General features: G+C 63.9%; 26 protein-coding genes and 1 pseudogene. 17 read left to right on the top strand and 10 right to left on the bottom strand.

All coding sequences use genetic code 11. The features are described 5' to 3' along the window. Positions 1 to 52: 52 nt before the first annotated feature. The 3 genes from ACFI9K_RS24695 (at position 53) to ACFI9K_RS24685 (ending at position 2,536) form a co-directional block, all read left to right on the top strand. Positions 53 to 652 (top strand): DUF6636 domain-containing protein, encoded by a 600-nt coding sequence (locus ACFI9K_RS24695; protein ID WP_222094053.1) that lies wholly within the window; start codon positions 53 to 55, stop codon positions 650 to 652. Beyond that, the gene (locus tag ACFI9K_RS24690) at positions 649 to 1,338 is read left to right on the top strand and encodes a TrmH family RNA methyltransferase (protein WP_462665946.1); all 690 of its coding nucleotides are present in this window, start codon (positions 649 to 651) and stop codon (positions 1,336 to 1,338) included. Before ACFI9K_RS24695 ends, ACFI9K_RS24690 begins: the two co-directional genes overlap by 4 nt. 61 nt (positions 1,339 to 1,399) lie before the next feature. Further along, on the top strand, positions 1,400 to 2,536 hold the full coding sequence (locus ACFI9K_RS24685) for a glycoside hydrolase family 76 protein (RefSeq protein WP_462665945.1): 1,137 nt from the start codon (positions 1,400 to 1,402) through the stop codon (positions 2,534 to 2,536). Positions 2,537 to 2,644: 108 nt separating this feature from the next. On the opposite strand, the gene ACFI9K_RS24680 is transcribed toward ACFI9K_RS24685, so the two are convergent. Next, complete coding sequence (locus ACFI9K_RS24680) at positions 2,645 to 3,310, bottom strand: DedA family protein (RefSeq protein WP_462665958.1); 666 nt, start codon at positions 3,308 to 3,310, stop codon at positions 2,645 to 2,647. A gap of 73 nt (positions 3,311 to 3,383) precedes the next feature. Then, complete coding sequence (locus ACFI9K_RS24675; RefSeq protein ID WP_462665944.1) at positions 3,384 to 4,124, bottom strand: VTT domain-containing protein; 741 nt, start codon at positions 4,122 to 4,124, stop codon at positions 3,384 to 3,386. 151 nt (positions 4,125 to 4,275) lie between these two features. Between ACFI9K_RS24675 and fbaA the strand changes: the two genes are divergently transcribed. Next, the gene (gene fbaA / locus ACFI9K_RS24670; protein ID WP_283278563.1) at positions 4,276 to 5,316 is read left to right on the top strand and encodes a class II fructose-bisphosphate aldolase; all 1,041 of its coding nucleotides are present in this window, start codon (positions 4,276 to 4,278) and stop codon (positions 5,314 to 5,316) included. Between the two features lie 65 nt (positions 5,317 to 5,381). Here fbaA and ACFI9K_RS24665 read toward each other — a convergent pair whose 3' ends face one another. Further along, positions 5,382 to 6,050: an Rv0361 family membrane protein gene (locus tag ACFI9K_RS24665; protein ID WP_462665957.1), complete on the bottom strand. Its 669-nt coding sequence runs from the start codon at positions 6,048 to 6,050 to the stop codon at positions 5,382 to 5,384. On the opposite strand from ACFI9K_RS24665, the gene ACFI9K_RS24660 reads away from it, so the two are divergent. From ACFI9K_RS24660 to ACFI9K_RS24645, 4 genes are all read left to right on the top strand, one after another. Next, complete coding sequence (locus ACFI9K_RS24660; protein WP_462665956.1) at positions 5,954 to 6,346, top strand: pentapeptide repeat-containing protein; 393 nt, start codon at positions 5,954 to 5,956, stop codon at positions 6,344 to 6,346. The genes ACFI9K_RS24665 and ACFI9K_RS24660 overlap by 97 nt on opposite strands. 193 nt (positions 6,347 to 6,539) lie before the next feature. Beyond that, entirely contained in the window at positions 6,540 to 6,956 is a 417-nt protein-coding gene (locus tag ACFI9K_RS24655; protein ID WP_032380738.1) for a DUF3151 domain-containing protein, read from the top strand. Positions 6,957 to 7,020: 64 nt separating this feature from the next. Beyond that, the gene (locus tag ACFI9K_RS24650) at positions 7,021 to 8,088 is read left to right on the top strand and encodes an FUSC family protein (protein ID WP_462665955.1); all 1,068 of its coding nucleotides are present in this window, start codon (positions 7,021 to 7,023) and stop codon (positions 8,086 to 8,088) included. A gap of 94 nt (positions 8,089 to 8,182) precedes the next feature. After that, positions 8,183 to 9,106, top strand: a complete 924-nt coding sequence (locus ACFI9K_RS24645; RefSeq protein WP_462665943.1) for a cation diffusion facilitator family transporter — start codon at positions 8,183 to 8,185, stop codon at positions 9,104 to 9,106. Here ACFI9K_RS24645 and ACFI9K_RS24640 read toward each other — a convergent pair. Genes ACFI9K_RS24640 through ACFI9K_RS24630 form a run of 3 tightly spaced genes read right to left on the bottom strand, consistent with a single transcriptional unit; the run spans position 9,096 to position 11,050 of the window. Then, positions 9,096 to 9,563 (bottom strand): pyridoxamine 5'-phosphate oxidase family protein, encoded by a 468-nt coding sequence (locus ACFI9K_RS24640; protein WP_462665942.1) that lies wholly within the window; start codon positions 9,561 to 9,563, stop codon positions 9,096 to 9,098. The two genes, ACFI9K_RS24645 and ACFI9K_RS24640, sit on opposite strands and share 11 nt — an antisense overlap. Before the next feature lie 51 nt (positions 9,564 to 9,614). Further along, positions 9,615 to 10,388, bottom strand: coding sequence for a site-2 protease family protein (locus ACFI9K_RS24635; RefSeq protein ID WP_462665941.1), 774 nt, complete (start codon positions 10,386 to 10,388; stop codon positions 9,615 to 9,617). Continuing rightward, the gene (locus tag ACFI9K_RS24630; RefSeq protein WP_462665940.1) at positions 10,385 to 11,050 is read right to left on the bottom strand and encodes a hypothetical protein; all 666 of its coding nucleotides are present in this window, start codon (positions 11,048 to 11,050) and stop codon (positions 10,385 to 10,387) included. Before ACFI9K_RS24630 ends, ACFI9K_RS24635 begins: the two co-directional genes overlap by 4 nt. Positions 11,051 to 11,250: 200 nt before the next feature. Here ACFI9K_RS24630 and ACFI9K_RS24625 point away from each other — a divergent pair, with 200 nt between their 5' ends. The 5 genes from ACFI9K_RS24625 to ACFI9K_RS24605 all read left to right on the top strand — a co-directional run bounded on the left by ACFI9K_RS24625 (position 11,251) and on the right by ACFI9K_RS24605 (position 15,278). Beyond that, the gene (locus ACFI9K_RS24625; protein WP_462665939.1) at positions 11,251 to 12,540 is read left to right on the top strand and encodes an adenylosuccinate synthase; all 1,290 of its coding nucleotides are present in this window, start codon (positions 11,251 to 11,253) and stop codon (positions 12,538 to 12,540) included. Between the two features lie 187 nt (positions 12,541 to 12,727). Beyond that, on the top strand, positions 12,728 to 13,165 hold the full coding sequence (locus ACFI9K_RS24620; RefSeq protein WP_462665938.1) for an LGFP repeat-containing protein: 438 nt from the start codon (positions 12,728 to 12,730) through the stop codon (positions 13,163 to 13,165). Between the two features lie 236 nt (positions 13,166 to 13,401). After that, positions 13,402 to 14,043, top strand: a complete 642-nt coding sequence (locus tag ACFI9K_RS24615; protein ID WP_462665937.1) for a SipW-dependent-type signal peptide-containing protein — start codon at positions 13,402 to 13,404, stop codon at positions 14,041 to 14,043. A gap of 327 nt (positions 14,044 to 14,370) precedes the next feature. Next, positions 14,371 to 14,685 carry a hypothetical protein gene (locus ACFI9K_RS24610; RefSeq protein ID WP_462665936.1) on the top strand — a complete coding sequence of 105 codons (315 nt, stop codon included), beginning with the start codon at positions 14,371 to 14,373 and terminating at the stop codon, positions 14,683 to 14,685. A gap of 11 nt (positions 14,686 to 14,696) precedes the next feature. Next, positions 14,697 to 15,278, top strand: a complete 582-nt coding sequence (locus tag ACFI9K_RS24605; RefSeq protein ID WP_462665935.1) for a signal peptidase I — start codon at positions 14,697 to 14,699, stop codon at positions 15,276 to 15,278. Positions 15,279 to 16,802: 1,524 nt separating this feature from the next. On the opposite strand, the gene ACFI9K_RS24600 is transcribed toward ACFI9K_RS24605, so the two are convergent. Continuing rightward, complete coding sequence (locus ACFI9K_RS24600; RefSeq protein ID WP_462665934.1) at positions 16,803 to 17,327, bottom strand: methylated-DNA--[protein]-cysteine S-methyltransferase; 525 nt, start codon at positions 17,325 to 17,327, stop codon at positions 16,803 to 16,805. Positions 17,328 to 17,418: 91 nt separating this feature from the next. Between ACFI9K_RS24600 and yczR the strand changes: the two genes are divergently transcribed. Next, the gene (yczR, locus tag ACFI9K_RS24595; protein ID WP_462665933.1) at positions 17,419 to 18,900 is read left to right on the top strand and encodes a MocR-like transcription factor YczR; all 1,482 of its coding nucleotides are present in this window, start codon (positions 17,419 to 17,421) and stop codon (positions 18,898 to 18,900) included. Positions 18,901 to 18,988: 88 nt separating this feature from the next. On the opposite strand, the gene ACFI9K_RS24590 is transcribed toward yczR, so the two are convergent. Then, positions 18,989 to 20,065 (bottom strand): CaiB/BaiF CoA transferase family protein, encoded by a 1,077-nt coding sequence (locus tag ACFI9K_RS24590; protein WP_462665932.1) that lies wholly within the window; start codon positions 20,063 to 20,065, stop codon positions 18,989 to 18,991. A gap of 96 nt (positions 20,066 to 20,161) precedes the next feature. On the opposite strand from ACFI9K_RS24590, the gene purT reads away from it, so the two are divergent. Both purT and ACFI9K_RS24580 read left to right on the top strand, forming a co-directional pair. Then, positions 20,162 to 21,358, top strand: a complete 1,197-nt coding sequence (purT, locus tag ACFI9K_RS24585; protein WP_462665931.1) for a formate-dependent phosphoribosylglycinamide formyltransferase — start codon at positions 20,162 to 20,164, stop codon at positions 21,356 to 21,358. 24 nt (positions 21,359 to 21,382) lie between these two features. Further along, positions 21,383 to 21,865, top strand: a complete 483-nt coding sequence (locus ACFI9K_RS24580; RefSeq protein WP_462665930.1) for a DUF456 domain-containing protein — start codon at positions 21,383 to 21,385, stop codon at positions 21,863 to 21,865. Positions 21,866 to 21,877: 12 nt separating this feature from the next. Here ACFI9K_RS24580 and ACFI9K_RS24575 read toward each other — a convergent pair whose 3' ends face one another. Further along, positions 21,878 to 22,624 carry an amidohydrolase family protein gene (locus ACFI9K_RS24575; protein WP_462665929.1) on the bottom strand — a complete coding sequence of 249 codons (747 nt, stop codon included), beginning with the start codon at positions 22,622 to 22,624 and terminating at the stop codon, positions 21,878 to 21,880. Between the two features lie 54 nt (positions 22,625 to 22,678). On the opposite strand from ACFI9K_RS24575, the gene ACFI9K_RS24570 reads away from it, so the two are divergent. Next, positions 22,679 to 23,548, top strand: coding sequence for an SMP-30/gluconolactonase/LRE family protein (locus ACFI9K_RS24570; protein ID WP_462665928.1), 870 nt, complete (start codon positions 22,679 to 22,681; stop codon positions 23,546 to 23,548). A gap of 70 nt (positions 23,549 to 23,618) precedes the next feature. On the opposite strand, the pseudogene ACFI9K_RS24565 reads toward ACFI9K_RS24570, so the two are convergent. Further along, positions 23,619 to 23,823: pseudogene (locus ACFI9K_RS24565) on the bottom strand (pyridine nucleotide-disulfide oxidoreductase); the annotation flags it as partial.

Genomic DNA, 23,823 nt, shown 5'->3' with positions numbered 1-23,823 from the left:
TTTCTTCATGCTGAGCACGTGTGGGTCGGGCAGGTCCGGACAGATTGGTTCGATGCGGGGTTGGTTGGTCGCGATCGGGGCGGCCGCAGCGCTCGTTCTCACGGGTTGCAGTGGTGAGTCCGCGGCTCAGCCACCACCGACGACGTCGACCACGACGCCCGCTCCGACGACGACAATCGCGCCCACCACCACTGTCGCTCCGGTGACGACGACCGAGGTGCCGCTTCCGCCGCCGCCTCCGGTCGAACCTCCGCCCACCGTCGAAGCGCAGACGACGTATGCAGCCATCGGGGGCGCGTACTACTTCAGTTCTCCGGACGGTCTGTTCCAATGCGGCATCGTGCCGCTGGCGAGCCGTACCGAAGCCGGATGCCAGGGCACCACCACGCCCGTTCCGCCGCGGCCTGACGATTGTATGATCAACTGGGGCAACGGGATTCGAGTCACGAACGAAGGCCCCGCGGCGTTCATGTGCTCGGGCGGGGTGGTGTACACCTCGGGTGGGGAAACGATCGACCCACCGCTGGCCGTCGGCGCGACCATCGCCGAGGCCGGCTTCACCTGCACATCCGCCGAGAACGGCATCTCGTGCGTCGACGACGCGACCGGCCATGGATTCCGCATCGCACCCGACAGCAACGAAATCTATTGAGCGAGAACGAGGTCGCATCATCGTCGTCGCCGGACGACATCGGGCCCACCGAGTGGGGCGACAATCCCCACGGCGTCGGCCCCTGGGCCGAAACCCACTCCGAACCGCCACCCGACGACCCGCGGCTGGATCCGGAACTTCTCGCGAACGGTGATCGTCGCAACGTCGTCGACGCCTACCGCTACTGGCGGCGCGAGGCGATCGTCGAAGACATCGACACCCGCCGTCACTCGCTGCACGTCGCCATCGAGAACTTCACCAACGACGCCAACATCGGCACGGTCGTGCGCACCGCGAATGCATTTGCCGCACACGCTGTGCACATAGTCGGTCGACGTCGCTGGAATCGCCGTGGTGCCATGGTCACCGACCGTTACCAGCACCTCCATCACCACGATTCGGTGGAGGCATTGATGGCCTTCGCCGCCGAGCAGGGCCTCGTCGTCGTCGCGGTCGACAACACCCCGGGGTCGGTTCCGATCGAGACGGCGGAGCTGCCGCGGCAGTGCCTGCTGCTGTTCGGCCAAGAGGGACCGGGTGTCACCGATGGTGCCCGCGCCTCGTCGTCGATGACGGTATCGATCGCTCAGTTCGGCTCCACGCGCAGCATCAACGCAGGTGTCGCGGCTGGGATCGCCATGCATGCATGGATTCGGCAGCACGCGGACCTCGACACTGCCTGGTGACAGCGCGCTGATCCGGGACGGGATGTAACGAATCAGCAACGGTAGTGGCAGGATCGTCGATATGCAGGAGTTGTGGTCGCAGCGTGCGGACGCTGCGGAGGGGGCCGTCGTCGCGCGGCACTTGCGTCGGCTGTGGGGGTTGCCCGGTACGACGCTCGGAGTCGTGGCCTGGCCTCCGGTCCGACGTGAGCGATTGTTCCTGCGTTGGCATTACTGGTGGCAGGCTCATCTACTCGACTGTGCGGTCGATGCCGCCGATCGCGAACTCAGCCCCAAGCGCCGTCGTCGACTGAACAAGATCACCCGGGCGCATCGCACCCGCAACATCAGCGGTTGGACCAACAACTATTACGACGACATGGCCTGGCTCGGGTTGGCACTCGAACGTGCCCAGCGCCAGCATTTCGTCGGCAATCGGGGCGGCATCCAACAGATCGAGATGGAGCTGTTCGACGCTTGGGCTCCGGCCGAGGGCGGCGGCATCCCGTGGCGCAAGAAAGACGATTTCTACAACGCTCCGGCCAACGGTCCGGCCGCGATCATGCTCGCGCGCACCGGTCGGCTGTGGCGTGCCGAGGAAATGTCGGACTGGATGGACCGGAACCTGCGGGATTCGCGAACCGGCCTCATCATCGACGGAGTCCACTCCACGCGCGCGATGGTCGACGCGGGCACACCGGCCGAGGCCGAACTGGCGATCTACAGCTACTGCCAGGGAGTCACGCTGGGCCTCGAGACCGAACTCGCGGTTCGACTCGACGAACCCAGACACGCGAAGCGGGTCCATGCACTGGTCGACGCTGTGGAGAACCATCTGACCCGCAATCTCGTCATCACCGGCGGCGGCGGGGGAGACGGCGGACTGTTCAACGCCATCCTGGCGCGCTATCTGGCTGTGGTCGCCGTGGAGCTACCCGGAGATTCGGATGACGACGACCGAGCCCGTGAGTGCGCCGCGGCAATCGTGCTCAACTCGGCCGAGGCAGCGTGGGAGAACCGACTCGAAGTGGAGGACAACCCGCTGTTCGGAGCCGACTGGACCCGCGAGGCGCGATTCCCGGGCCAGGGACTGCACATTGCGACCTTCACCGAGGGCACGGTCCGACCGTCCGCCGTACCCGAGCGAGATCTGTCGGTCCAACTCGGCGGCTGGATGCTGATGGAAGCCGCCTACCGTGTCTCCGCCGCAGGCTTCTGATCAATCGGACCTGAGTGTTCACGATCGCAGCCGGTCCACGGAAAGCCGCGCCCGAGCGTCGATCCTGAACACTGTCGATCCTGAACACTCAGGTGCGGTGGCCCGTCTCTACTCGACGACCTCTTCGACCTCGATCGTCTCTGCGGGCCGTGCCATTTCCTTGCGGTATTGCCAAATTCCCAGACCCGTTCCGACGACCAGCAGCACGATCATGCTGATCAGGACCGCGGGCATCAGCCACGGGATGCGCTGGATGAACGAACCGAAGTAGAACCCGATGAGTAGCAGCACCGGTGCCCAGATGATCGCGCCGAGGGTGCTGGCGATGGTGTAGCGACGGTGATCCATCTTTGCCGCGCCGGCAACGAGCGGGCACAGCGTGCGCACCCACGGGATCCATCGTGCAACGAGAACTGCCCAGAACCCGTGCTTTTCGAGCAGCAGGTTGACCTTGTGCAGGTTCTTCGTGTTGAGGTACTTGCCGTTCTTACGGGCCACCAGCGTCGAGCCGGTGCGGTGGCCGATCATGTATCCCACCTGGTTGCCGGCAATCGCGGCCACCATCGCGCCCACCGACAGCGCCCAGATGTGGCCGGTGCCGGATGCGTGCGTGGCCATCACGATTCCCGCCGTGATCAGCATCGAATCACCGGGTAGGAACAGGCCGATGATCACCGCGCACTCGATGAACACGAATGCCATGACGATCACCCACACGACGAGCGGGCCCGCTGATTGCAGCGGGCCGAAACTGCCGGCCGCCTGGGTGGACACGGTCTGCAGTGCGGTAGCGGTCAATTCTGTGGCGCTCAGTGACACGGGCTCGATCACTTTCGGAGAATCTCGGTCAGGACTTGGAGTCCGGGGCGTCGGCTTCGATGACGTCGGCTGCTTCCCCGAGTGGAGTCTTGCGTGCCTTGATCATGCGCTTGCCGACCTCGATGACGATGGGCAGTACGGAGACGGCCACGATGATCAGGAAGATGATGTCGACGTGCTCGCGAATGAATGCGATCTGTCCGAGGAGGTACCCCAACACCGTGACGCCTGCGCCCCAGAGGATGCCGCCGACGACGTTGTAGGTGAGGAACAGTGAGTACCTCATGTGCGACGCACCGGCCACGACCGGCGCGAACGTCCGCACGATCGGCACGAAGCGAGCCAGGATGATGGTGATCGGACCGTGCTTCTCGAAGAACAGGTGCGACTCGTCGATGTACTTCTTCTTGAAGAAGCGAGCGTCGTTGCTCTTGAAGAGCGCGGCACCGCCCTTGGTGCCGATGAGGAAGCCGACCTGATCGCCGAGAATCGCCGCGATCGGAATGAGGATGACGAGTGTCCAGATCGAAGCGAACGGCTCGATCTCGGTGGACTTCGACGCCGCGATCAACCCGGCTGTGAACAGCAGGGAGTCGCCGGGTAGCAGCGGGAACAGCAGGCCGGACTCGATGAACACCACGAGCAGGAGCCCGATGAGCACCCAGTGTCCGAACGAGTTGAGCAGGTTCACCGGGTCGAGGAATCCGGGTAACAAGGCCAAATTGGTCGTCACCGATTCCGAGGCAGCTAGAAGACTCACCGCGCCCACACTACCGGCCGAAACTGGTAACTCCTGAACAGTTGGTGACGTGCAGCCCTGATCCGAACGACACTTCCCCTGGCGGGTACGCACGACACCGGGCGCGGCAGTTGCCATACTGCACAGGACACAATCGAACTTTCAATGGAGGAATGACGCCGTGCCTATCGCAACTCCCGAGGTCTACGCCGAGATGCTGGGCCGGGCGAAGGAACACAAGTTCGCCTTTCCGGCAATCAACTGTGTGGGTTCCGAGTCCATCAACGCCGCCATCAAAGGCTTCGCCGACGCGGGTAGCGACGGCATCATCCAGTTCTCGACCGGCGGTGCCGAGTTCGGCTCCGGGCTCGGGATCAAGGACATGGTCGTCGGCGCAGTGGCGCTCGCGGAGTTCGCGCACGTGATCGCCGCCAAGTACGACGTCACCATCGCTCTGCACACCGACCACTGCCCCAAAGACAAGCTGGACACATACGTGCGTCCGCTGATCGCGATCTCGCAGGAACGCGTCGATGCCGGGAAGAACCCGCTGTTCCAGTCGCACATGTGGGACGGCTCGGCCATCCCGATCGACGAGAACCTCGAGATCGCCAAGGATCTGCTCGCCCGCGCTGCGGCCGCGAACATCATTCTCGAGGTCGAGATCGGTGTCGTCGGCGGCGAGGAAGACGGCGTCGAGGCCGAGATCAACGACAAGCTCTACACCTCCAACGAGGACTTCCTCAAGACCGTCGAGGCGCTCGGTGCAGGCGACGCGGGCTCGCGGTACCTGCTCGCGGCCACCTTCGGCAACGTGCACGGCGTGTACAAGCCGGGCAACGTCAAGCTCAAGCCTTCCGTGCTCGCGGACGGACAGAAGGTCGCAACGGAGAAGCTCGGCCTGGCATCGGGTTCCAAGCCCTTCGATTTCGTTTTCCACGGCGGATCGGGCTCGGCGAAGAGCGAGATCGACGAGGCACTCGAGTACGGCGTCGTGAAGATGAACGTCGACACCGACACCCAGTACGCATTCAGCCGTCCCATCGCCGGGCACTTCTTCTCCAACTACGACGGTGTGCTCAAGGTCGACGGTGAAGTGGGCAACAAGAAGGCCTACGACCCGCGCAGCTACCTCAAGAAGGCAGAAGCAGGCATGACGGCACGTGTCGTCGAGGCCTGCAACGACCTCAAGTCCGCCGGCCGCAGCGTCAGCGCCGGATAAGCGGCTTCGCCGCATGTGAGCGAGGAGCCTGCGGTCGTTCCGCAGGCTCCACACTCACATGGGCGTCAGCTGCACACCTTCCACTGATCGCCTTCCAGGCGAAGGTCGAAGGTGCGCGGCGATCGATCGTTGGGATTTGCTTCGGTGTGTGCGATCACCTGAGCGATCGCGGTGGTTTCGTCGGTGACCTGAATAGCGTCGATGCTGTCGACCGTCGGGATACTGCCTTGCTCGACGGAGGCGCGATGGACGTCGGCGAACTCGGCGTCGGGGATGTCGCGGTAGAACGTCGCAAGATCGCCGCACGATGTGGTTCGAAGCGTGGCCAAGTCGCCGCCGGCCAGCGCGCGGGTGAATGATTCGACCGTCGACCGGATCTGCGCCTCCGGCGTGGTGTCCTCGCTCGTTCGGTCGATCAGCAGGTATGCCCCAGCCGCCACCACAGCGATCACGACCACCGCGGCCACCAGCGCCGCCCACCACTTCTTGTGGCTCTGCTTCTCGGACTCGGCGGGCGGCGGTCCGACGCGCTGGGGAACCGCCTGCTTGGGGCTGACCTGCTGGGGCTCGATCCTGCGCGGCTCTACTTTGCGGGGCTCGATCTTGCGGGGCCCGGCCGGCGGAGGCGTCGCCGCCCGTGATTTCGCCTCTGCCGCAGCAGCTTTCGAGGAACCATCGCTGGTTTCTCGCGGCGGAATACGACGCGGCGCCGCAGTCGGCTTCGCGATCGGCACTGCCCGATCGTCTGCGGCAGGCCCCGCAGCTTTCTCGGTACCGGCCTTCACGGTACCGATCTTTTCGGTACCAGCCTTCTCGGTACCGATCTCTTCGGTGTCGGCTTTCGCGGTGTCGGCTTTCGCGGTGTCGGCTTTCGCGGTGTCGGCTTTCGCGGTGTCGGCTTTCGCGGTGTCGGGCTTCGCGGTGTCGGCTTTCTCGGTGCTCAATTTTTCGGTGGGAGCGTCCCCGGCATCGGTCGATTCGGCCGGTTCGGAATCGGTCGACTTGTTCTTCGAATCGATTTTCTCGGTGACGGCGTCGGCCGCGGGGGACGCATTCTTCTTCTCGTCCGGCATGCGTTCTCCCTCGTTCACCTAATCCTTGCAAAAGCGGCAAGTCTCGTAATTTCGTCAGCTGGCAGCCTATCGACCGTGTCCGCAGCCGGACGCGAGCGCCACCGGGGGTGCTCGGACACGATTCGGTGACGTAGGGGCACAATGAGGGCCATGACTTCTTTCGGTGATCTGCTCGGACCCCAACCCACACTGTTGCCCGGCGACGACGAGGCCGAATCCGCTCTGCTGAATCACGAGGCCCCCGAGACGGTCGCAGCTGCGCATCCGACGGCGTCCATCGCGTGGGCGTATCTGGCCGAGGGTGCGCTCGAATCGGGTGCCACCATCACCGCGTACGCCTATGCGCGTACCGGATACCACCGAGGTCTCGACCAGTTGCGTCGTAATGGATGGAAGGGATTCGGGCCGGTCCCGTACAGCCATGAGCCCAACCGCGGATTCCTCCGATGCGTCGCAGTCCTCGCCAAAGCGGCCCGCGACATCAACGAGAACGACGAGTACGCCCGTTGCCTCGACCTCCTCGAAGACTGTGACCCCAAAGCGGCAGAAGCGCTCGGCCTGGGCTGATCGGGCTCGCGCGAGTCGATTGCGCGGCCGAAACCGGTTGACGGCGGGTACCGAGCGACTTCGGCTGTCGCTGTTGCCCATCATTCAGTGCGCTCTCGCGGCTGGGGTGGCGTGGTTCGTGGCCACGGATCTCGTCGGTCACGAACGCCCGTTCTTCGCGCCCATCGCGGCCGTCGTGTCGCTGGGTGTCTCGCTCGGTGCACGCCTGCGTCGGTCGGTCGAGTTGGTGGCCGGAGTGACGGTCGGCATCGGCGTCGGCGACCTGTTGATCTCGTTGATCGGCAGCGGGCCGTGGCAGATCGCGTTGGTGGTTGTGCTGGCGATGTCGGCTGCGGTGTTCCTCGACGGTGGTCCGATCATCGCGATGCAGGCCGGATCGTCCGCGGTACTGGTGGCGACGTTGATTCCGCCGGGCAACATGGGCGGCCCCAACCGCATGGTCGACGCGTTGGTCGGCGGTCTGGTGGGTGTCGCGATCGTGGCTTTGATCCCGACGCATCCGGTGTGGCGGGCCCGCAAGGATGCGGCGAACGTCCTGGCGACGGCTGCGGCTGTGTTGCAGAAAGTGGCCGACGGTTTGGTGGCGAACGATCCCAAACCGATCGAGGAGGCCCTGCGCAAGGCGCGGGCAACCCAGTCCGGAATCGACGCGCTTCGCACCGACCTCAAGGGCGGCCGGGAAATCGCCCGCATCTCGCCGATGTACTGGAATCACCGTAATCGTCTGGCCGCGCTCGCAGCCACGGCAGATCCCATCGACAATGCTGTGCGCAATATTCGGGTCCTCGCTCGGCGATCGCTGACGCTGGTGCGTGACGACGAAATTCTCGATCCACGTGTGGTCGACGAGGTAGAGAAGTTGGCGCATGCCGTGGAAGTCCTGCGGCAGATGGTGCTCGCCGATCCGGGGCAGAAGCCTGATGCGGCCGAGGCCGCCCGGGTGTTGCGTTCGGTTGCCGCCGGTGCCAAGCCGGAGTTGATCTCGAATGCGGGCCTGTCGGCGACCGTGGTGCTGGCTCAGTTGCGGTCCATCATCGTGGACTTGTTGCAGGTTGCCGGGCTCAAGCGCATCTCGGCGCTGGCCACTCTTCCGCCGACGGTGAAAAACCCGCACGTTCCGCCGGAGGTGTGACCGAGAGTCCCTCACCGTGCGAGACCATTGCACATATGCGTATGTACGCATATGGTGGCAGCCGGAAGCGGATACGGGTACGCAAGGGGGAGTCATGGGCGCCGGGCACAGTCACGGAGTAGGCGGTCATTCGCCCGCAGGTGCGGGGCCGCCCAGGTCTCGGGTGCGAAAGATGGTCGTGGCGCTCGCCATCCTGGTGGTGTTCCTGATCGTCGAGTTCGCCGTGGCGCTGGCGATCGGATCGCTCGGCCTGCTGGCCGACGCCGGTCACATGCTCACCGACGTACTCGGCATGTCCATGGGATTGATTGCACTTCTGCTGGCACGCAAGGGAAGTGCCGCCGCAGCAAGGACTTTCGGCTGGCACCGCGCCGAGGTATTGACCGCCATCGCCAATGCCGTTCTGCTGCTCGGTGTTGCGGCCTTCATCATGTACGAGGCGATCTCGCGGATCGGTGATGCTCCCGAAATACCGGGCCTACCACTCATTCTCACTGCGGCGGCCGGTCTCGTGGCCAACATCGTCGTCATGCTTCTCATTCGCGGCGACGCCAAGGATTCGCTCGCGGTCCGAGGCGCGTACATGGAAGTCCTGGCTGATGCGGTCGGCAGCGTCGGAGTGCTCGTCGGTGGTGTGCTGATGCTGGCGTTCGGGTGGACCTGGGTGGACATCGTCGTGGGTGTGCTGATCTCCCTGTGGGTGATTCCGCGAGCGATCAAGCTGGCCGGCTCGGCGCTGCGCATTCTCACCCAGGCCAGTCCGGCGGACGTCGACGTGGACGCATTGACCGGGGACCTGAGTGCACTTCCCGGAGTGACGGGAGTGCACGACCTGCACGTGTGGACACTTACCACCGGAATGGACGTGGCAACAGTCCACCTCGAGTGCGAGGGATCGTCGTCGATGGTGCTCGATCGTGCCAAGTCACTGCTGTCCACTTACGGACTGGACCACGCCACGGTGCAGGTCGAGCCGGCCGCGCACGGCCGCACATGCAAAGAAGAGATCACCTGGTGACGGTGCGCACCTCGCTGCCCGGACGCCAGATGTCGATCTGCATGTGATCGTCCACCAGCGACGTCAGGACGATCTCGGTGATGTCGAGATCGAACACGTGGTACGGCACCAGTTCTCCTGGCGCAGCGTCGAATATCGGTTGCAGCACAGCAGGATCGGTGATCTCGACGGCAACGCCGCCGATCTTCGCGTCTCCGCCGTCCATCGAATGATGTCCCGGATTGCTGTGCAGCGCGAACCGTCCGTCACGCTGCAGGTCCCGTGCCTTGACGGCACCGAGCATCGACCCCAAGCGCAGTATGCCGCTATCGACGAACTCCACCTCGGTTCCGCTTACGCGGGGTGAGCCGTCTGCCCGCAGCGTCGCAAGAACATGGTGCTTGTGGGCGGTGAATCTGGCCCGTACCGCCGCTGCCAGGTTCGGCGCTGCCGCCCTGAACTCGTTCCACGTCGTCATGCGGAAATTATGCGATCCGCCGCCGACAGTGTCGAGAGAATTGCACGACCGTCAGGCCCAGAACCGCATCAGATAGTTGCCGTTGCCGGCGAAGAATTCCGGAACCCCGGACAGCCCGTACAGAGCGTAGATCGCCCCGAAGAATGCGGAGTTGACTGCGGGCACGAACAGCAGTGCCACGAGTACGAGCAGACCGTACGTCTTGAATTGGTTCAGCGAGGCCCTCGTTGCGGGGGAGAGTGAGGGCTCGAGTGCGGCGTACCCGTCGAGCCCCGGCACCGGAATGAGGTTGAGGATGGTGGCCATGATCTGCAGGAACGCCAGGAAGCTGAGCCCGTACCAGAATGCGGGGTGAATGCCGTCGGTGCCGAACAGTCTGATGACGATCAGGAGTGCAACGGCGACAACGGCATTGGCGAACGGTCCCGCCAGTGCGATGTGCCGCTGCGTCGACGCCGGGAACTGGCCGGTGCGCAGATACACGGCTCCGCCCGGCAGCCCGATTCCGCCGATCGCGATGAACACCACCGGCAGGACGATCGAGAGCAACGGATGGGTGTACTTCAGTGGGTTGAGCGTCAGGTAGCCGCGGAGCTCGACCTCGCGATCTCCGGCGCGAAAAGCGGTGAAGGCGTGGCCGAATTCGTGCAAGCACACCGAGGCGATCCAGCCGGCGAGCACCAGAACGAACACCCCGAGGCGGGCGGTGAACGAGGTGACGTTCGGAGCTGTCCAGGCGAGTGCGCCGCCGACTCCCGCGAGCGCCAGAACGGCGACGAACACTGGGCTCGGGAGAACCGGATTGCGTCGCAACGGAACGGTCATCGGACGAGCAACCACTCCTGATCGTGGCGGTAGAACGTGGACCTCTTCACGGTTCTGTCGCCGGCGACACCGTCGCGCAGCAGTTGCGCTGCGGGAGAGCCGAGTTGCATCGCGCGCCCGCTCACCCAGCGGCGGGGCAACAGGCGTCTGCGGCCGATCACTCGCGCGCGCAGGCCCGGCATCTCCGGGGTGGGTGCCACCTCGACTCCGGGTACCACTCCGGAGAACAGGCGGGTGTCGTCGACGTAGGCCTCGCCTTCGAGTTGCGCGCCGTCGGACCCGCCGAGGACCGCTCGACCGACGACGGCCTTGCCTGCGTCGTCGCGAATCAGGGGTGTGCTCGACGCCGTCCCGGTGAGCGCCACCTTGGCAGCGCGTGATCCGGTACCGAGCTTGTAGATGTGGGCCGCGTTGGTCGCGGTTTCCGGTACGAAGGCGACTTCGACGTGCAGGCGGTCGGTACGCATCAGCCTGGTCACCACTGCAGCCAGGGAGGCGTCGTCGCCCAGGACGATGATGCGGGGTGCGGGAACGGATTCGATGTCGGAGAAGATCGCGCTGCAGTCGTCGTCGGTCGGTACTGCATCGGCGTTGCGCAATGGGACGTCGGTCAGCGTGATCGGCAGCAGCGGGTTGCCGCACTGCAGAACGAACGGTGTCACGGCGCTCCTAGGTCTGCGTTGAATCCTCGTCAAACCATAGTGCCCTCCTTTGTCGCCGACCGTAGCGGCATGCGGGCCAGCTCACCGCCTCGGCTAGACTGTTCCCCCGGCCACTGTCGCGCCTGCGACTACTGGTGACTGCTGCGTTGTTCGAGTAGATCTGCAGCACGTCCTCGCACGAAAGCAACGTAGGAGAGCACATGCCGGCGATAGTCCTGATCGGCGCCCAGTGGGGCGACGAAGGCAAAGGCAAAGCGACCGACCTGTTCGGCGAACGACTGCAATGGGTCGTTCGGTACCAGGGCGGCAACAACGCCGGGCATACCGTCGTTCTTCCCAACGGCGACAAGTTCGCGCTGCACCTGATTCCGTCGGGAATCCTCACACCGGGCGTCAAGAACGTCATCGGCAACGGCGTCGTCGTCGATCCGGGTGTGTTGCTGACCGAGCTCGACGGGCTCGAGAAGCGCGACGTCGACACCTCTAACCTGCTGCTCAGCGCCGATGCGCACCTGATCATGCCGTACCACGTGGCCATCGACAAGGTGACCGAGCGCTTCCTCGGTGCCAAGAAGATCGGCACCACCGGCCGCGGCATCGGGCCGTGCTACCAGGACAAGATCGCTCGTGTCGGGGTCCGAGCGGCAGACGTACTCGACGAGAAGATCCTGACCCAAAAGGTCGAGGCCGCACTGGAATTCAAGAACCAGGTGCTCTCGAAGATCTACAACCGGCGTGCGTTGGATTCGCAGCAGGTGGTCGACGAGGTGCTCGAGCAGGCCGAGGGCTTCAAGCACCGCATCACCGACACCAGGTTGCAGCTCAACCTGGCGCTCGAGCGCGGCGAGACCATTCTGCTCGAGGGCTCGCAGGGCACACTGCTCGACGTCGATCACGGCACGTACCCCTACGTCACGTCCTCGAACCCGACCGCAGGCGGCGCGTCGGTCGGTTCCGGTATCGGCCCCAACAAGATCGGGACCGTGCTCGGCATCCTCAAGGCCTACACGACGCGTGTCGGCTCGGGTCCGTTCCCGACGGAGCTGTTCGACAATCACGGCGAATACCTGGCCAAGCAGGGCGGCGAGGTGGGCGTTACCACCGGTCGCGCTCGGCGCACCGGGTGGTTCGACGCGGTGATCGCGCGTTACGCCACCCGCGTCAACGGCATCACCGACTACTTCCTGACCAAGCTCGACGTACTGTCCAGCTTGGACACCGTGCCGATCTGCGTCGCGTACGACGTGGACGGGGTGCGGCACGACGAAATGCCGATGACTCAGACCGGCTTCCATCACGCGAAGCCGATCTACGAAGAGATGCCCGGTTGGTGGGAAGACATCTCCGGTGCCCGCACATTCGAGGAACTGCCGATCAACGCGCAGAACTACGTCCTGCGTCTCGAGGAGCTGTCGGGTGCGCACATGTCGTGCATCGGCGTCGGGCCGGGTCGGGACGAGACCATCGTGCGCCGGGATATTCTTCGGTAATCGGTTCATTCGTCTAAAAAGCCCCGCACTTTCCGGAGTGCGGGGCTTTTTTGCGTGCTTTTCGAAGCTCGACGGTTTGATTGCATGTATCGCAACATCCGGATTGGGCCGATGTGCCCGAATTTCCGTATCTCGAGCGGGAAATCGAGGAATACTCGACGTTGTGTAAACAAGGGAGGCGCTGCTCATGTCTGCTCCGTACAACGGTCTCGAAGTGTTTGCCTATCAATTCGATCGCTTTGCGTACGAACATTCTTGGATCGGCGAGCAAGTTGGCGAGTTCATGCTCGGCCCGGGCGGCGGCGGCATGCTCGAGTACCGGAATGCGACGGTGTTCGCTCTGCCGGAGGGCGGCGCGCACGAGGTACACGGTCCGATTCTTGAGTGGTATTTGGCGCACGGCGGACCGTACGGCAGCCTCGGCTACCCGATCAGCGACGAAAGACCGACACCAACAGGATTTGGTCGTTACAACTTGTTCCAGCGGGGAGCCCTGGGTTGGCTTCCTGACACCGGAGCGTTCGTCATCGGTGGCAGGCCCGATGAAGACGAGGTTTCGCTTCGGCCGGATGCGGGAGCCATGGCATTGAAATCAGATGCCGACGCCAGTTCGGCTTTTGCGTGAGAATTTAAACTTTCGGTTTCGAAACCTGCTATTTAATTGATCGATGTTCAGTTCGATCGATTCTGCGGACACTCTGTCTGCATTCCGGCCCACTGAAAAAGACTCTGCGAAAAGTCTTCTATAAATCTGCTCATACGTTTTCCAAGATTGTGTAACGCGTCTGCCCTATGCTTCGACAACTGGTGCAGTGAGTGCAAACGGCATTCACCACCACACCCTCAGAAAAGAGCCGGGGCATGTCCGAGAGCATTCAGAATTCCAACCGTAAGCGTAAAGTCCGCGCGTTACTTGCAGGTGGTCTCGTCCTCGGCGTCGGGGCGGCGGTGACGCTTGCTGCCTGGACCGATAACGTTTGGGGCAGTTCGCAATTCAGTACCGGAAATACTGCATGGAACATGCAGGGTAACTTCCTCGCTGATGGGGCATCGACGGGCTGGATCGAAGCAGCGACCGAGGGCACCGCCGGAACGATGACGTTCCCCGCGCCCCGTCTGGCGCTTACTCCTGGTGACACTGTGTACGCCCCAGTCGGTTTGAGGCTCGAGCAAGCCACCGACTACGACGCTGCGGTTCAACTGAACGGCGCGAAAGCTGCCGGTGGAGCGGCCCCGACAGGCCTCACTCCATCGCTCACTTACTCGGTCTTCACCGTTGCAAATGCAAGCGCATGCACAACGGGTGCGACGGGTACAAGTGTCGTTCCGGCAGGGACTCCGCTGACCAGCGGAACCGCGCCTGCTGCGATTACGCTACCCAAGGCCGGTACCGCTGTGCAGTTGTGCTTTGCAGTGACACTGCCGGCGGGCACGCCTTTGACCGAGGCCGGAAAGACTACCGGCGCGCTCTACTGGCAGTTCGCGGGAACATCGGTCACGTAATTTCAGATGACATCGACGAAAGCCCGGCAGCGTCGGGCGCTGGCGGCAGGGGGAACGGTCCTGGGTATAGGGGCCGTTCTCGTTGCTGCCAGCTGGACCGATAATGTGATCGGCTCTAGCAATTTTCAGGCAGGTCGTTTCGGGATCGAATCCAGTGTCGACGGCGGTACGACGTGGGGTTCGAATCCCTCCAGCGGCACGACCAACCGCCTCGTATTCTCGCCCGCGGTCACCTCTGTTGTTCCGGGGTCAACTTCTTATGCGTCGATACGTCTGCGTACCGAGATCGGTTCTTCTGCCTCGGCCGTGAAGCTTTCTGGAGCGCAGGTGTCTGGCGACGCCAGTCTCGGTGCAGCGCTCGTCTATCGCGCCGTCAGGCTTCCGGCTGCCGGAACTGCCTGCAGCATCGCCTCGTTCGATAGCGGCGCGTCCTGGGTCGTCGGTAGCGCGGGCGCGGTGGCACTGACGCAAGGATCGGCAGAGAATGTCTTCGCGCTACCCGCGGCGACACCGACAGCGGCGGGAGCACCCGTCGGTGTTTGTTTTGAGATAGCCCTGCCCGGCACGCCCACCAACTGGGCCAATGCCGCCCTCCAGAACAAGACGACCACGCCGGACTGGACCTTCGTCGGCACCTCGTAGAAAGACAGGCAATGACGCAAGCGCGGCACAGTAACAACAGGGCCGGAAGGCCGGTCCTGTCGCGCCTTGGGGACGCCCTGCTCAACATCCTCGCCATCGGCGGCGTCATCTGCATCGTGCTCGTGATCTGCGCATTCGCGTTCAACATCACGTTGATCATGTTCAAAACGGGATCGATGGCTCCGAGTATTCCGGCCGGCTCGCTCGCCGTAGTGCGAGAGATCCCAGCGGACGACGTTCGAGTAGGCGATGTCGTCACCGTGGATCGCGAAGTCGGTGAGCTACCGATCACGCACCGTGTCACTTCGATAGACCCACTCCCCGGGTCGCCGGCGACGTTTCTGGAGATGAAGGGCGACGCGAACGCCGAACCCGATGAGGGACTGTACGAAGTCACCGAGGTGCGTAAAGTCCTTTGGTCGGTCCCCGGTCTTGCCAAAGTCGTAGTTTACTTCTCGAATCCCTATGTGCTAGGTGCGATTACGATCGCTATGGCGGCCCTCGTCGTGGGTGTCTTCTGGCCCCGCAGTAGAAATGCCGACGAGAACCAGGAGTCCCTTACAGACGATGAGCTTGAGACCGAGCGGCGCTGATGATAGGTAAGAGGCGTCGGTCTGTCTTCGTACTTGCGATCGCGTTGCTCGCCGTAGTATCACTGGGTCAATCACGCGGAATCATCGGAGTAACCGAGGCGGTCTGGACGGACCCAGAACACACGTCTGCAATCGTGACTTCTGGAACATGGCCGACCAGCGGGTACGCTCTCGGCTCGGCTGCCAGGGTGAACTCGAGCGGCACAAGCGGAGTGTCCATATTGCCGGGCAACTCCACACCACTGCCTTGGAACAGCGCCCGCGTAACACGTCAAGCATCGTCGCCCGGAACGTCGTCTGTCTCCGGAACAGGGCCGTTCGCGACGTCTGCGGTGGCGAGAGTGAACGACCTGAAGATGTCGGGCGCTGCGGCGGCAAACAGTGCCGTCGGTGCGTCTGCTTGCGCGTCCTACGTAGTCGGTGTATCCGGGGTGCCGACATACTGCCGCAGTGATACGGACCTACCGACGCCCACTGCCAGTGCATCCGCATCTGTGTCGTCGTTGCGCTTGACTGGAACGGTTGTGGGTCTCAACGTACTTGGCCTTTTTGTCGCAAACACGGACGTTGTGTCCATCAGCACTGCTGCACAAGCGATCAGCGCGTCTGTCGGCTGCAATCTGAGTAACAACACGAATAAATGGACAGCGCCATCTGCCGCCAATTTCAACGCGTCCAACCCCTACGGAACAATCCTCATCGGTGGACGCGCGGTGCGTATCCCGAATCCGAACTCTTCGACAAACCCCGGTACCATAATTGACGGCTTGGTGGGGTACTCGAACGTGGTGTTGACGAGCAGCCAGTCGGAGGAGACCCAGGCGGCTGGATACAGCAGGTTGACACTCAGCGGCTCCGTAAGTCTTCTGACTCTTGGTCTGCTGCCTTTGACGTTCTCGGTCGATCTCTTGAACGCGGAGTGTGGACCAGGTACTTCGCCTGAGGCCAGTGCAGTCTCCCAGCCAATGGCGAGAAGTGCAGCGCCCGTGGAGACCAGCGCCACCACTGCTTCGTCGGCTCCATCCGCGGAAGATCAACCCCCTTTGTCGGCATCCGAATCGTCGGACTCAACCTCGTCTCCTATTTCACCGACTGTGCCCGCCACCACGACGACGGAGGAAGTCTTCGCCCCGGTGCCTGAGGTCACGACAACCACAACCGAACCGCCCCAGGTCGAGACTGCCGAGCCGCCACCGACAACGACTACCACCACCCCGCCGACTACGACGACGACCCCACCACCGGACCTGCCAACGGTGTTCACGGGACCGCCCGACGGAAATGTGGAGGCACTGACATTCAAGGGCGGTGTCGTCTGCCGCGCACCCACAGACGCGGACTACTCGGGGACCGTCGAATTAATCTGTGAAGACGGCACTTCGATTGGTGTGATCGGGATGGCGCTGACACCGGACGGCGTGGCGGCGTCGACAGTCGATGGAGTGTGGGCGCCGGTGCTGACTCCGGAGGGGCAGGCAGCAACCGTAGTTGCAGCGACGCGCCGGTAGCGCTGCCGAAACTGGGTCAAAACAACGTCGGCTCGTCGAATCCCGGCACTTCTTCGATACCGAGAATTCGTTGTTTGGTGTTCGCTCCACCCGGGGCCGAGAAGCCACCCACTTCGGTGCCTGCGCCGAGCACTCGATGGCAGGGGATGATGATCGGCACGGGATTGCGTCCGAGTGCTCCGCCTACCGCTTGGGCCGCACCGGGATGACCGAGTCGGCGGGCTATATCGCCGTAGGTGAGCGTCGACCCCCGGGGGATCTCGCTGCACACCGTGTACACCGAGGCGTCGAACTCGGAGACGTCGAGAACCAGCGGGATGGACCTCATATCGACCGCCCGTCCGTCCAGCAGAGCCACGATCCGGTCGATCGCATCGGAGGCGAGCGCATCCACCTGCCCGGGCACTGCGCCGTAGCCGGCCAGGTAAGCCGCCATTGCCCCGTCGGACGGTTCCGGCAGCGCGACGGCGGCCACGCCGTCCTCGGTCCACGCGATACCGCAGCGTCCGATGGCGGTATCGAAGAGCGTGCTGCTCGGCATCACGCCAGTATCCACCCGGAGCGCATAAGCAGTCCAGTCGAACGCTGAATGGACTTGAAATGTCGATACCAGTGCGCGAATACTGGGGAACATGGCCTCGAGAGTTCTGAACGCAACGTCACTGGCCCGCGATCTCGGTAGCTGGCGCGCCGACGCGACCGCGGATGGATCCGGTAAGCGCAAGGCCTCGCGTCCGACGTATCGGGCGTTGGCGGACGGCGTTCGCCTGCTCATTCACGACGGCCGGATTCCGCTGGGCGTGGGCCTGCCGAGCGAACGCGATCTGTCTGCCGCCCTGGATCTGAGCCGCACGACGATCACCTCCTCGTATTCGGTGCTACGCGACGAGGGATATCTGATCAGCAAGCAGGGCTCTCGCAGTACGGTCGCGTTGCCCGCTGCGCCCACCCCGAACGGGCTGCTGATTCAGTCGACGTCGCCGTCGGGACCGGTGGTGGACATGTCTCATGCTGCGATGTCGGCCGCGGACGGAACCATGACGGCCGCGTACGAGTCTGCGCTGCAGGCACTTCCGACGTATCTACCGACGCACGGTATGGAGCCCATCGGCCTGGCGGTGTTGCGGGAGGCCATCGCGCAGCGCTTCGTCGAACGTGGCCTACCGACAACCGCAGATCAGATCATGGTGACATCCGGTGCGCAGCAAGCGGTTCGGCTGTTGCTGGGCACACTGACCTCGCCCGGCGATCGCGTGTTGATCGATCACCCTACTTATCCCAACGCCCTGGAGGCCATCAGGCGGGTGGGGGCTCGGCCCGTGCCGGTGCCGGTGCGTCCCGCCGAGGGCGACTGGGATCTCGATGGAATTCGCAGCGCTGCACGGCAAACGGCAGCCAAGGTGGCGTATCTGATTCCGGATTTCCACAACCCGACCGGGCAGGTGCTCGACGCCGAGGGTAGGGCCGAACTTGCGCGCATCACTCGCGACACCCGGATGACGCTCATCGTCGACGAGACCATGGTGGACCTGTGGCTCGACGCACCTCCGCCGCCCCCGGTCGCATCGTTCGGGCGGGTCTCGGGCTCGGACATCGTCACCATCGGTTCGGCGTCCAAGTCGTTCTGGGGCGGCCTACGGATCGGTTGGATCAGGGCGCACCCGTCGCTGGTCTCGCAGCTTGCGGGTTCGCGGGCAGCTCACGATCTGGGTACGTCGATCATGGACCAGCTGGCGTCGTCGTTCCTTCTCCAGGATGCGGAACCCGCCCTCGATCTGCGTCGTTCGCAACTGCGTGAGCGTCGTGAAGTTCTCGAAGACGCTCTGGCCGAACATGTTCCGGATTGGCGCTATCGACGTTCGGCGGGCGGCATGTCGCTGTGGTTGCAGCTTCCTGCGCCGGTATCGAGCGCGCTGGCCGCCACGGCTCCCGCATTCGGAGCAGTGCTGGCGGCGGGGCCACGATTCGGCGTCGAGGGTGCATTCGAGCGCTACATCAGGCTGCCGTACACCCGCGAGCCGCAGGAACTTCGAGCTGCCGTTGCGGCCACCGCCGCGGCGTATCGAGCCTTGGCTCCGAGTGTCGAAACAGAACAGCCGGCCCTGGTGTTCTGAGCAGTCGCAACGGAAACGACGAACTCGAAGTTAGGGACAGAAATCAGCCGAAAGGCGTACACAACGTCGAGTTCGGCGCAAACAGTGCCTACGCCCAGACCGACGCGATGTCGGTAGCGGCGGCCGGCGGTGGCGTCGGGACTCCGTTTTCGGTGCGGGAGAACCGCGGTGCCGGACGGTGCTGCGTGACGCCGCCGATGTCGATGAGCGAGTCGCGGTCCTTCATGTGTGGATGGTTCGGGGCCTCGGCGAACGTGAGGACCGGCGATACGCACGCGTCGGTGCCGGCGAAGATCGCGGCCCATTCGTCACGCGTCTTGGTCAGGAAGGTCGAGGTGAACGTCTCGCGCAGTTCCGGCCAGCGCGATTTGTCCATCTGTGGCGGTAGGTCGGCATCGGCGAGGCCGAGTCCGGTGAGGAGTAGAGCGTAGAACTGCGGCTCGAGTGAGCCCACTGCCATGTACTGGCCGTCCGAGGTCTCGTAGGTGTCGTAGAACGGTGCGCCGGTGTCGAGAAGGTTGGTGCCGCGGTCGTCGCTCCACGCGCCGACGCCACGCCACGCCCAGATCAAGTGGGACAGAGCGGAGGTGCCGTCGACCATGGCCGCGTCGACCACCTGGCCCTGGCCGGAGTTCTGGCGCTCGTAGAGCGCGGCCATGATGCCGAAGACGAGGAACATCGACCCACCGCCGAAGTCACCGACCATGTTCAGCGGGGGCACCGGACGCTCGCCCGCACGGCCGACGGCGTTGAGCACCCCGGTTATGGAGATGTAGTTGATGTCGTGGCCGGCGTTCTGTGCCCAGGGGCCTTCCTGGCCCCAGCCGGTCATGCGGCCGTAGACCAGGCGCGGGTTGCGAGCCAGGGCGTCGTCGGGGCCGAGTCCGAGTCGCTCGGTGACACCGGGCCGGAACCCCTCGATCAGTACGTCGGCACGCTCGACGAGGCCGAGAACCTTCTCGAGGTCGGCGGGATCCTTGAGATTGGCTTCGACAATGGTGCGGCTGCGCAGCTGGTGGTCATCGGGAGATATCTGCCCTGCGCGTTGCACGCGAACGACGTCTGCTCCGAGGTCGGCCAGCAGTACCGCGGCGTGCGGCCCGGGGCCGATACCTGCGAGTTCGACGACGCGGAGCCCTGTGAGCGGTCCACCAGTGTTCGACACGGTTATTTGCCTCGTTCCAACTCGTCAGCTGCGAATGTGAATGGAGACTAACTTGTACTAGGTCGTCCAATCGATTGGGGTGTGGATAATGGGCCTGTGACTGCCCCAGATCCCGTTCGCATCGGTACTCCGCTCACTCCCGGGGCCACCCGGGTGATGCTGCTCGGCTCAGGTGAGCTGGGTAAAGAGGTGATCATCGCCTTCCAGCGTCTCGGCGTCGAGGTGATTGCCGTCGATCGTTACGACAATGCTCCCGGCCATCAGGTGGCCCATCATGCGTTCACCATAGATATGAGCGACCCGGAAGAGCTTCTGGCGCTCATCGATTCGCAGCAGCCCGACTTCGTGGTCCCGGAGATCGAGGCGATTGCCACCGACGCCCTCGCCGAGGTGGAAGCCCGAGGCCGGAGCGTGGTGATTCCCACGGCTCGGGCGACGCAGTTGACGATGAACCGCGAGGGCATCAGGCGATTGGCGGCGGAGGAACTCGGGCTGCCGACCTCGCCCTACGCTTTTGCCGATTCGCTGGACGATGTTCGACAAGCATTGTCCACCATAGGTTTTCCGGCTGTCATCAAGCCGGTCATGTCGTCGTCCGGTAAGGGGCAATCCGTTGTTCGCAGTGAGGATGACGTCGAGGCGGCCTGGGACTACGCCTTGAAGGGTGGCCGCGTCGACCTCGGCCGCGTCATCGTGGAAGGGTTCGTCGATTTCGATTACGAGATAACACTTCTCACAGTCCGGGCCGTCGACGGAACCTTCTTCTGCGAGCCTATCGGCCACCTGCAGGAATCTGGTGACTACATTGAATCCTGGCAGCCGCAGCCGATGTCGGACGCCGCCCTCGCCGGTGCCCGCGACGTTGCCGAGCGCATCACGACGGCGCTCGGTGGACGCGGGCTGTTCGGGGTCGAGTTGTTCGTGCAGGGCGATAGCGTCTACTTCTCCGAAGTCAGCCCGAGGCCACACGACACCGGTTTGGTAACGCTTCGGACGCAACGGTTCTCGGAGTTCGAGCTGCATGCCCGTGCCGTACTCGGCTTGCCGATCGACACGACACTCCTCTCGCCGGGTGCATCGGCGGTGATCTACGGCGGTGTCGATGCGGACGGCGTTTACTTCGAAGGCGTCGCCGATGCGTTGGCGATTCCGGAGACCGACCTACGCTTGTTCGGCAAGCCGACGAGTTTCGTGCGGCGCCGGATGGGTGTCGCTGTCTCGACCGCGTCGGATATCGAGACCGCACGGGGCAGGGCCCGCGAGGCAGCAGGCAAGGTTCGTCCTGTCGTCTGATCCGGCACAGGGCACACTGGGCTCATGAGTGCGCTCGGAGAAGTCCTGGTCGGCCTGGCGATTCTGGTCGGCCTCGTCGGCATCGTCGTACCGATTCTGCCCGGCACCATCTTGATCTTCGCGGCAGTCGCGGTGTGGGCCTGGCTCACCGGCGGAGCAGCCGCATGGACCGTGTTCGCGACCGCGACGGTACTGCTGGTGATCAGCGGCATCGTCAAGTACACGTGGCCCGGCCGTCGGATGCGGGAGGCGGGTGTCCCGATGCGATCGCTGATGGTCGGCGGTCTGCTCGGCATCGTCGGCTTCTTCGTCATCCCCGTCGTCGGGCTGTTCATCGGTTTCATCGCCGGCGTCTACGTGGCCGAAGTGCCCAGGCACCGCAACCATTCCGACGCCTGGCGATCGACCGTGCACGCCACCAAGGCCGCGGGGCTGTCGATCCTGGTGGAACTGTTCGGCGCGCTGCTCGCCTCCGCGGTATGGCTCGGCGGAGCGCTACTGGTCTAGGGCCCTGCTGATTCAAGAGATGCGATACCAAGCCCGAGCATTACCGTCGAGCACGGCGGGTAGGTCGCCGCCGACGGCGTGGGTGATGATGTCGATGTCGTTCTCCGAGAACGGGCGTGGGGCACGGGTACCCGGTAGATCGGTGCCGAACATCAATGCCGCGGGGTTGACTCGATGTATCTGCTGCAGGGTGTCGGCGATGTCGAGATCCACTCGGCCGAATCCGGTTGCCTTGACGCGTACTCCGCGGTCCACGAGGTTGAGCAGGTACGGCAGACCTTGACTGGACAAGCCCAGGTGATCGATGCTCACCGCCGGCAACTTCGTGAGGATGGGTTCGAGCGAGAGCAGCAAAGACGCATCGACGTACAGCTCGGCATGCCACCCGACCAGTTCGTGCACTCGTCGGGCCTGGGTGGTGAGCATTTCGACGTCGGTCTCGCCGCGTTTGAGGTTGAAGCGCATGCCGCGCACGCCCGCGTCGTCGAGCGCGACGATGTCCTCGTCGGAGCATCGGGGATCGAGCTGCGCCACTCCCACCCAGCCGCGCCCGAGCGTCTCCAGAGCCGCCAACAGATAGCTCTGATCGGTGCCCTGAAACGATGCGGTGACCACCGCGCCGCCGGTGATTCCGAGCCCGTCCACGTCGTACAGATAGTTCGAAACGGTGTAGGGATCGGGCAAGAATCCGTGGTTCTCGATCAGCGGAAACCGGGGGTCGATGATGTGTAGGTGGGCGTCGAACACGGCTCTCAGCATGCCATCTCGCGGATTCGACGTCGCGTCCACCCGGCGCGGTGTTTGAATCGAATCATGAAACCGGAGACCACTGTCGTTCTCGACGGATACACCTATTTCGAATGTCCACGCTGGCACGAAGGGAGGATCTGGGTATCGGATTTCTACAGCCATCGCGTCGTATCCGCCCTCGAAGACGGCTCCGATGTGCGGGTCGAAGCCGAGGTCCCCAATCAGCCGTCGGGCCTGGGCTGGCTGCCCGACGGGCGGCTGCTGATCGTCTCGATGCGCGACTACAAACTGTTGCTGCGCGAACACGACGGCTCGCTCACCGTGCACGCCGATCTGTCGACGTACGTATCCGCGAACCTGAACGACATGCTCGTCGACGCACAAGGCCGCGCCTACATCGGCAACTTCGGGTTCGACCTGATGAACTTTGCTCCCGTCGAGACGGCCGATCTGATCCGCGTCGATCCGGACGGTTCCGCGCACGTCGTGGCATCGGACCTGTATTTCCCCAACGGGATGGCGTTCACCGATTCCGGTGAACTGCTCGTCGACGAGACGGTCGGTAACCGGGTCAGTGCGTTCGACATCGCCGAGAACGGGTCACTGGGGGAGCGGCGTGACTGGGCGACGTTCGGTGAGCTGCCGTCGTCGACGGACATGGCGACGGCCATGAGCGAGGTGAAGGTGGCGGCCGACGGCTGCTGCATCGACACCGACGGCACGATGTGGATCGCCGATGCGCTGGGTCAGCGGATTCTGCACGTCGCGCCGGGCGGTGAGGTACTCGATCAGCTCGACTTCGATCTGGGAGTGTTCGCCTGCGGACTCGGCGGATCCGACGGGCGCACGCTGTTCGTCTGCGCTGCACCGGATTTCAACGAGCATCAACGCAAGATCGAAACCGAGGGAAAGCTGTTGGCGGTTCGGGTGTAGAGCGCTTCGCGCATGTGAGTGAAAACTCGTAGCCTGCTACGCGTTTCCACTCACATGCGGCGCAGCCGCTCTAGGCCTTGTCGGGCTCGGATGCCTTCAGCATGTCTTCGCGTTCGACGACTTTGACGCGTTCGCGGCCTTCTTCTTCGCCGAGGGAGCGTTCGTGTGCGTCGAGGCGGTACCAGCCGTCCCAGGTGGTGAAGGGAACCTGCTTGCTTTCGAGGAACGAGGTGACCGCGTCGAGGTCGGGCTCGGTGGCACCGGTGAAGTTCGGT

The organism is Rhodococcus sp. PSi06 (genome assembly GCF_054960675.1).
The sequence above is the reverse complement of the archived record's forward strand: the minus strand, read 5'-3'. Positions and strand labels throughout refer to the sequence as shown.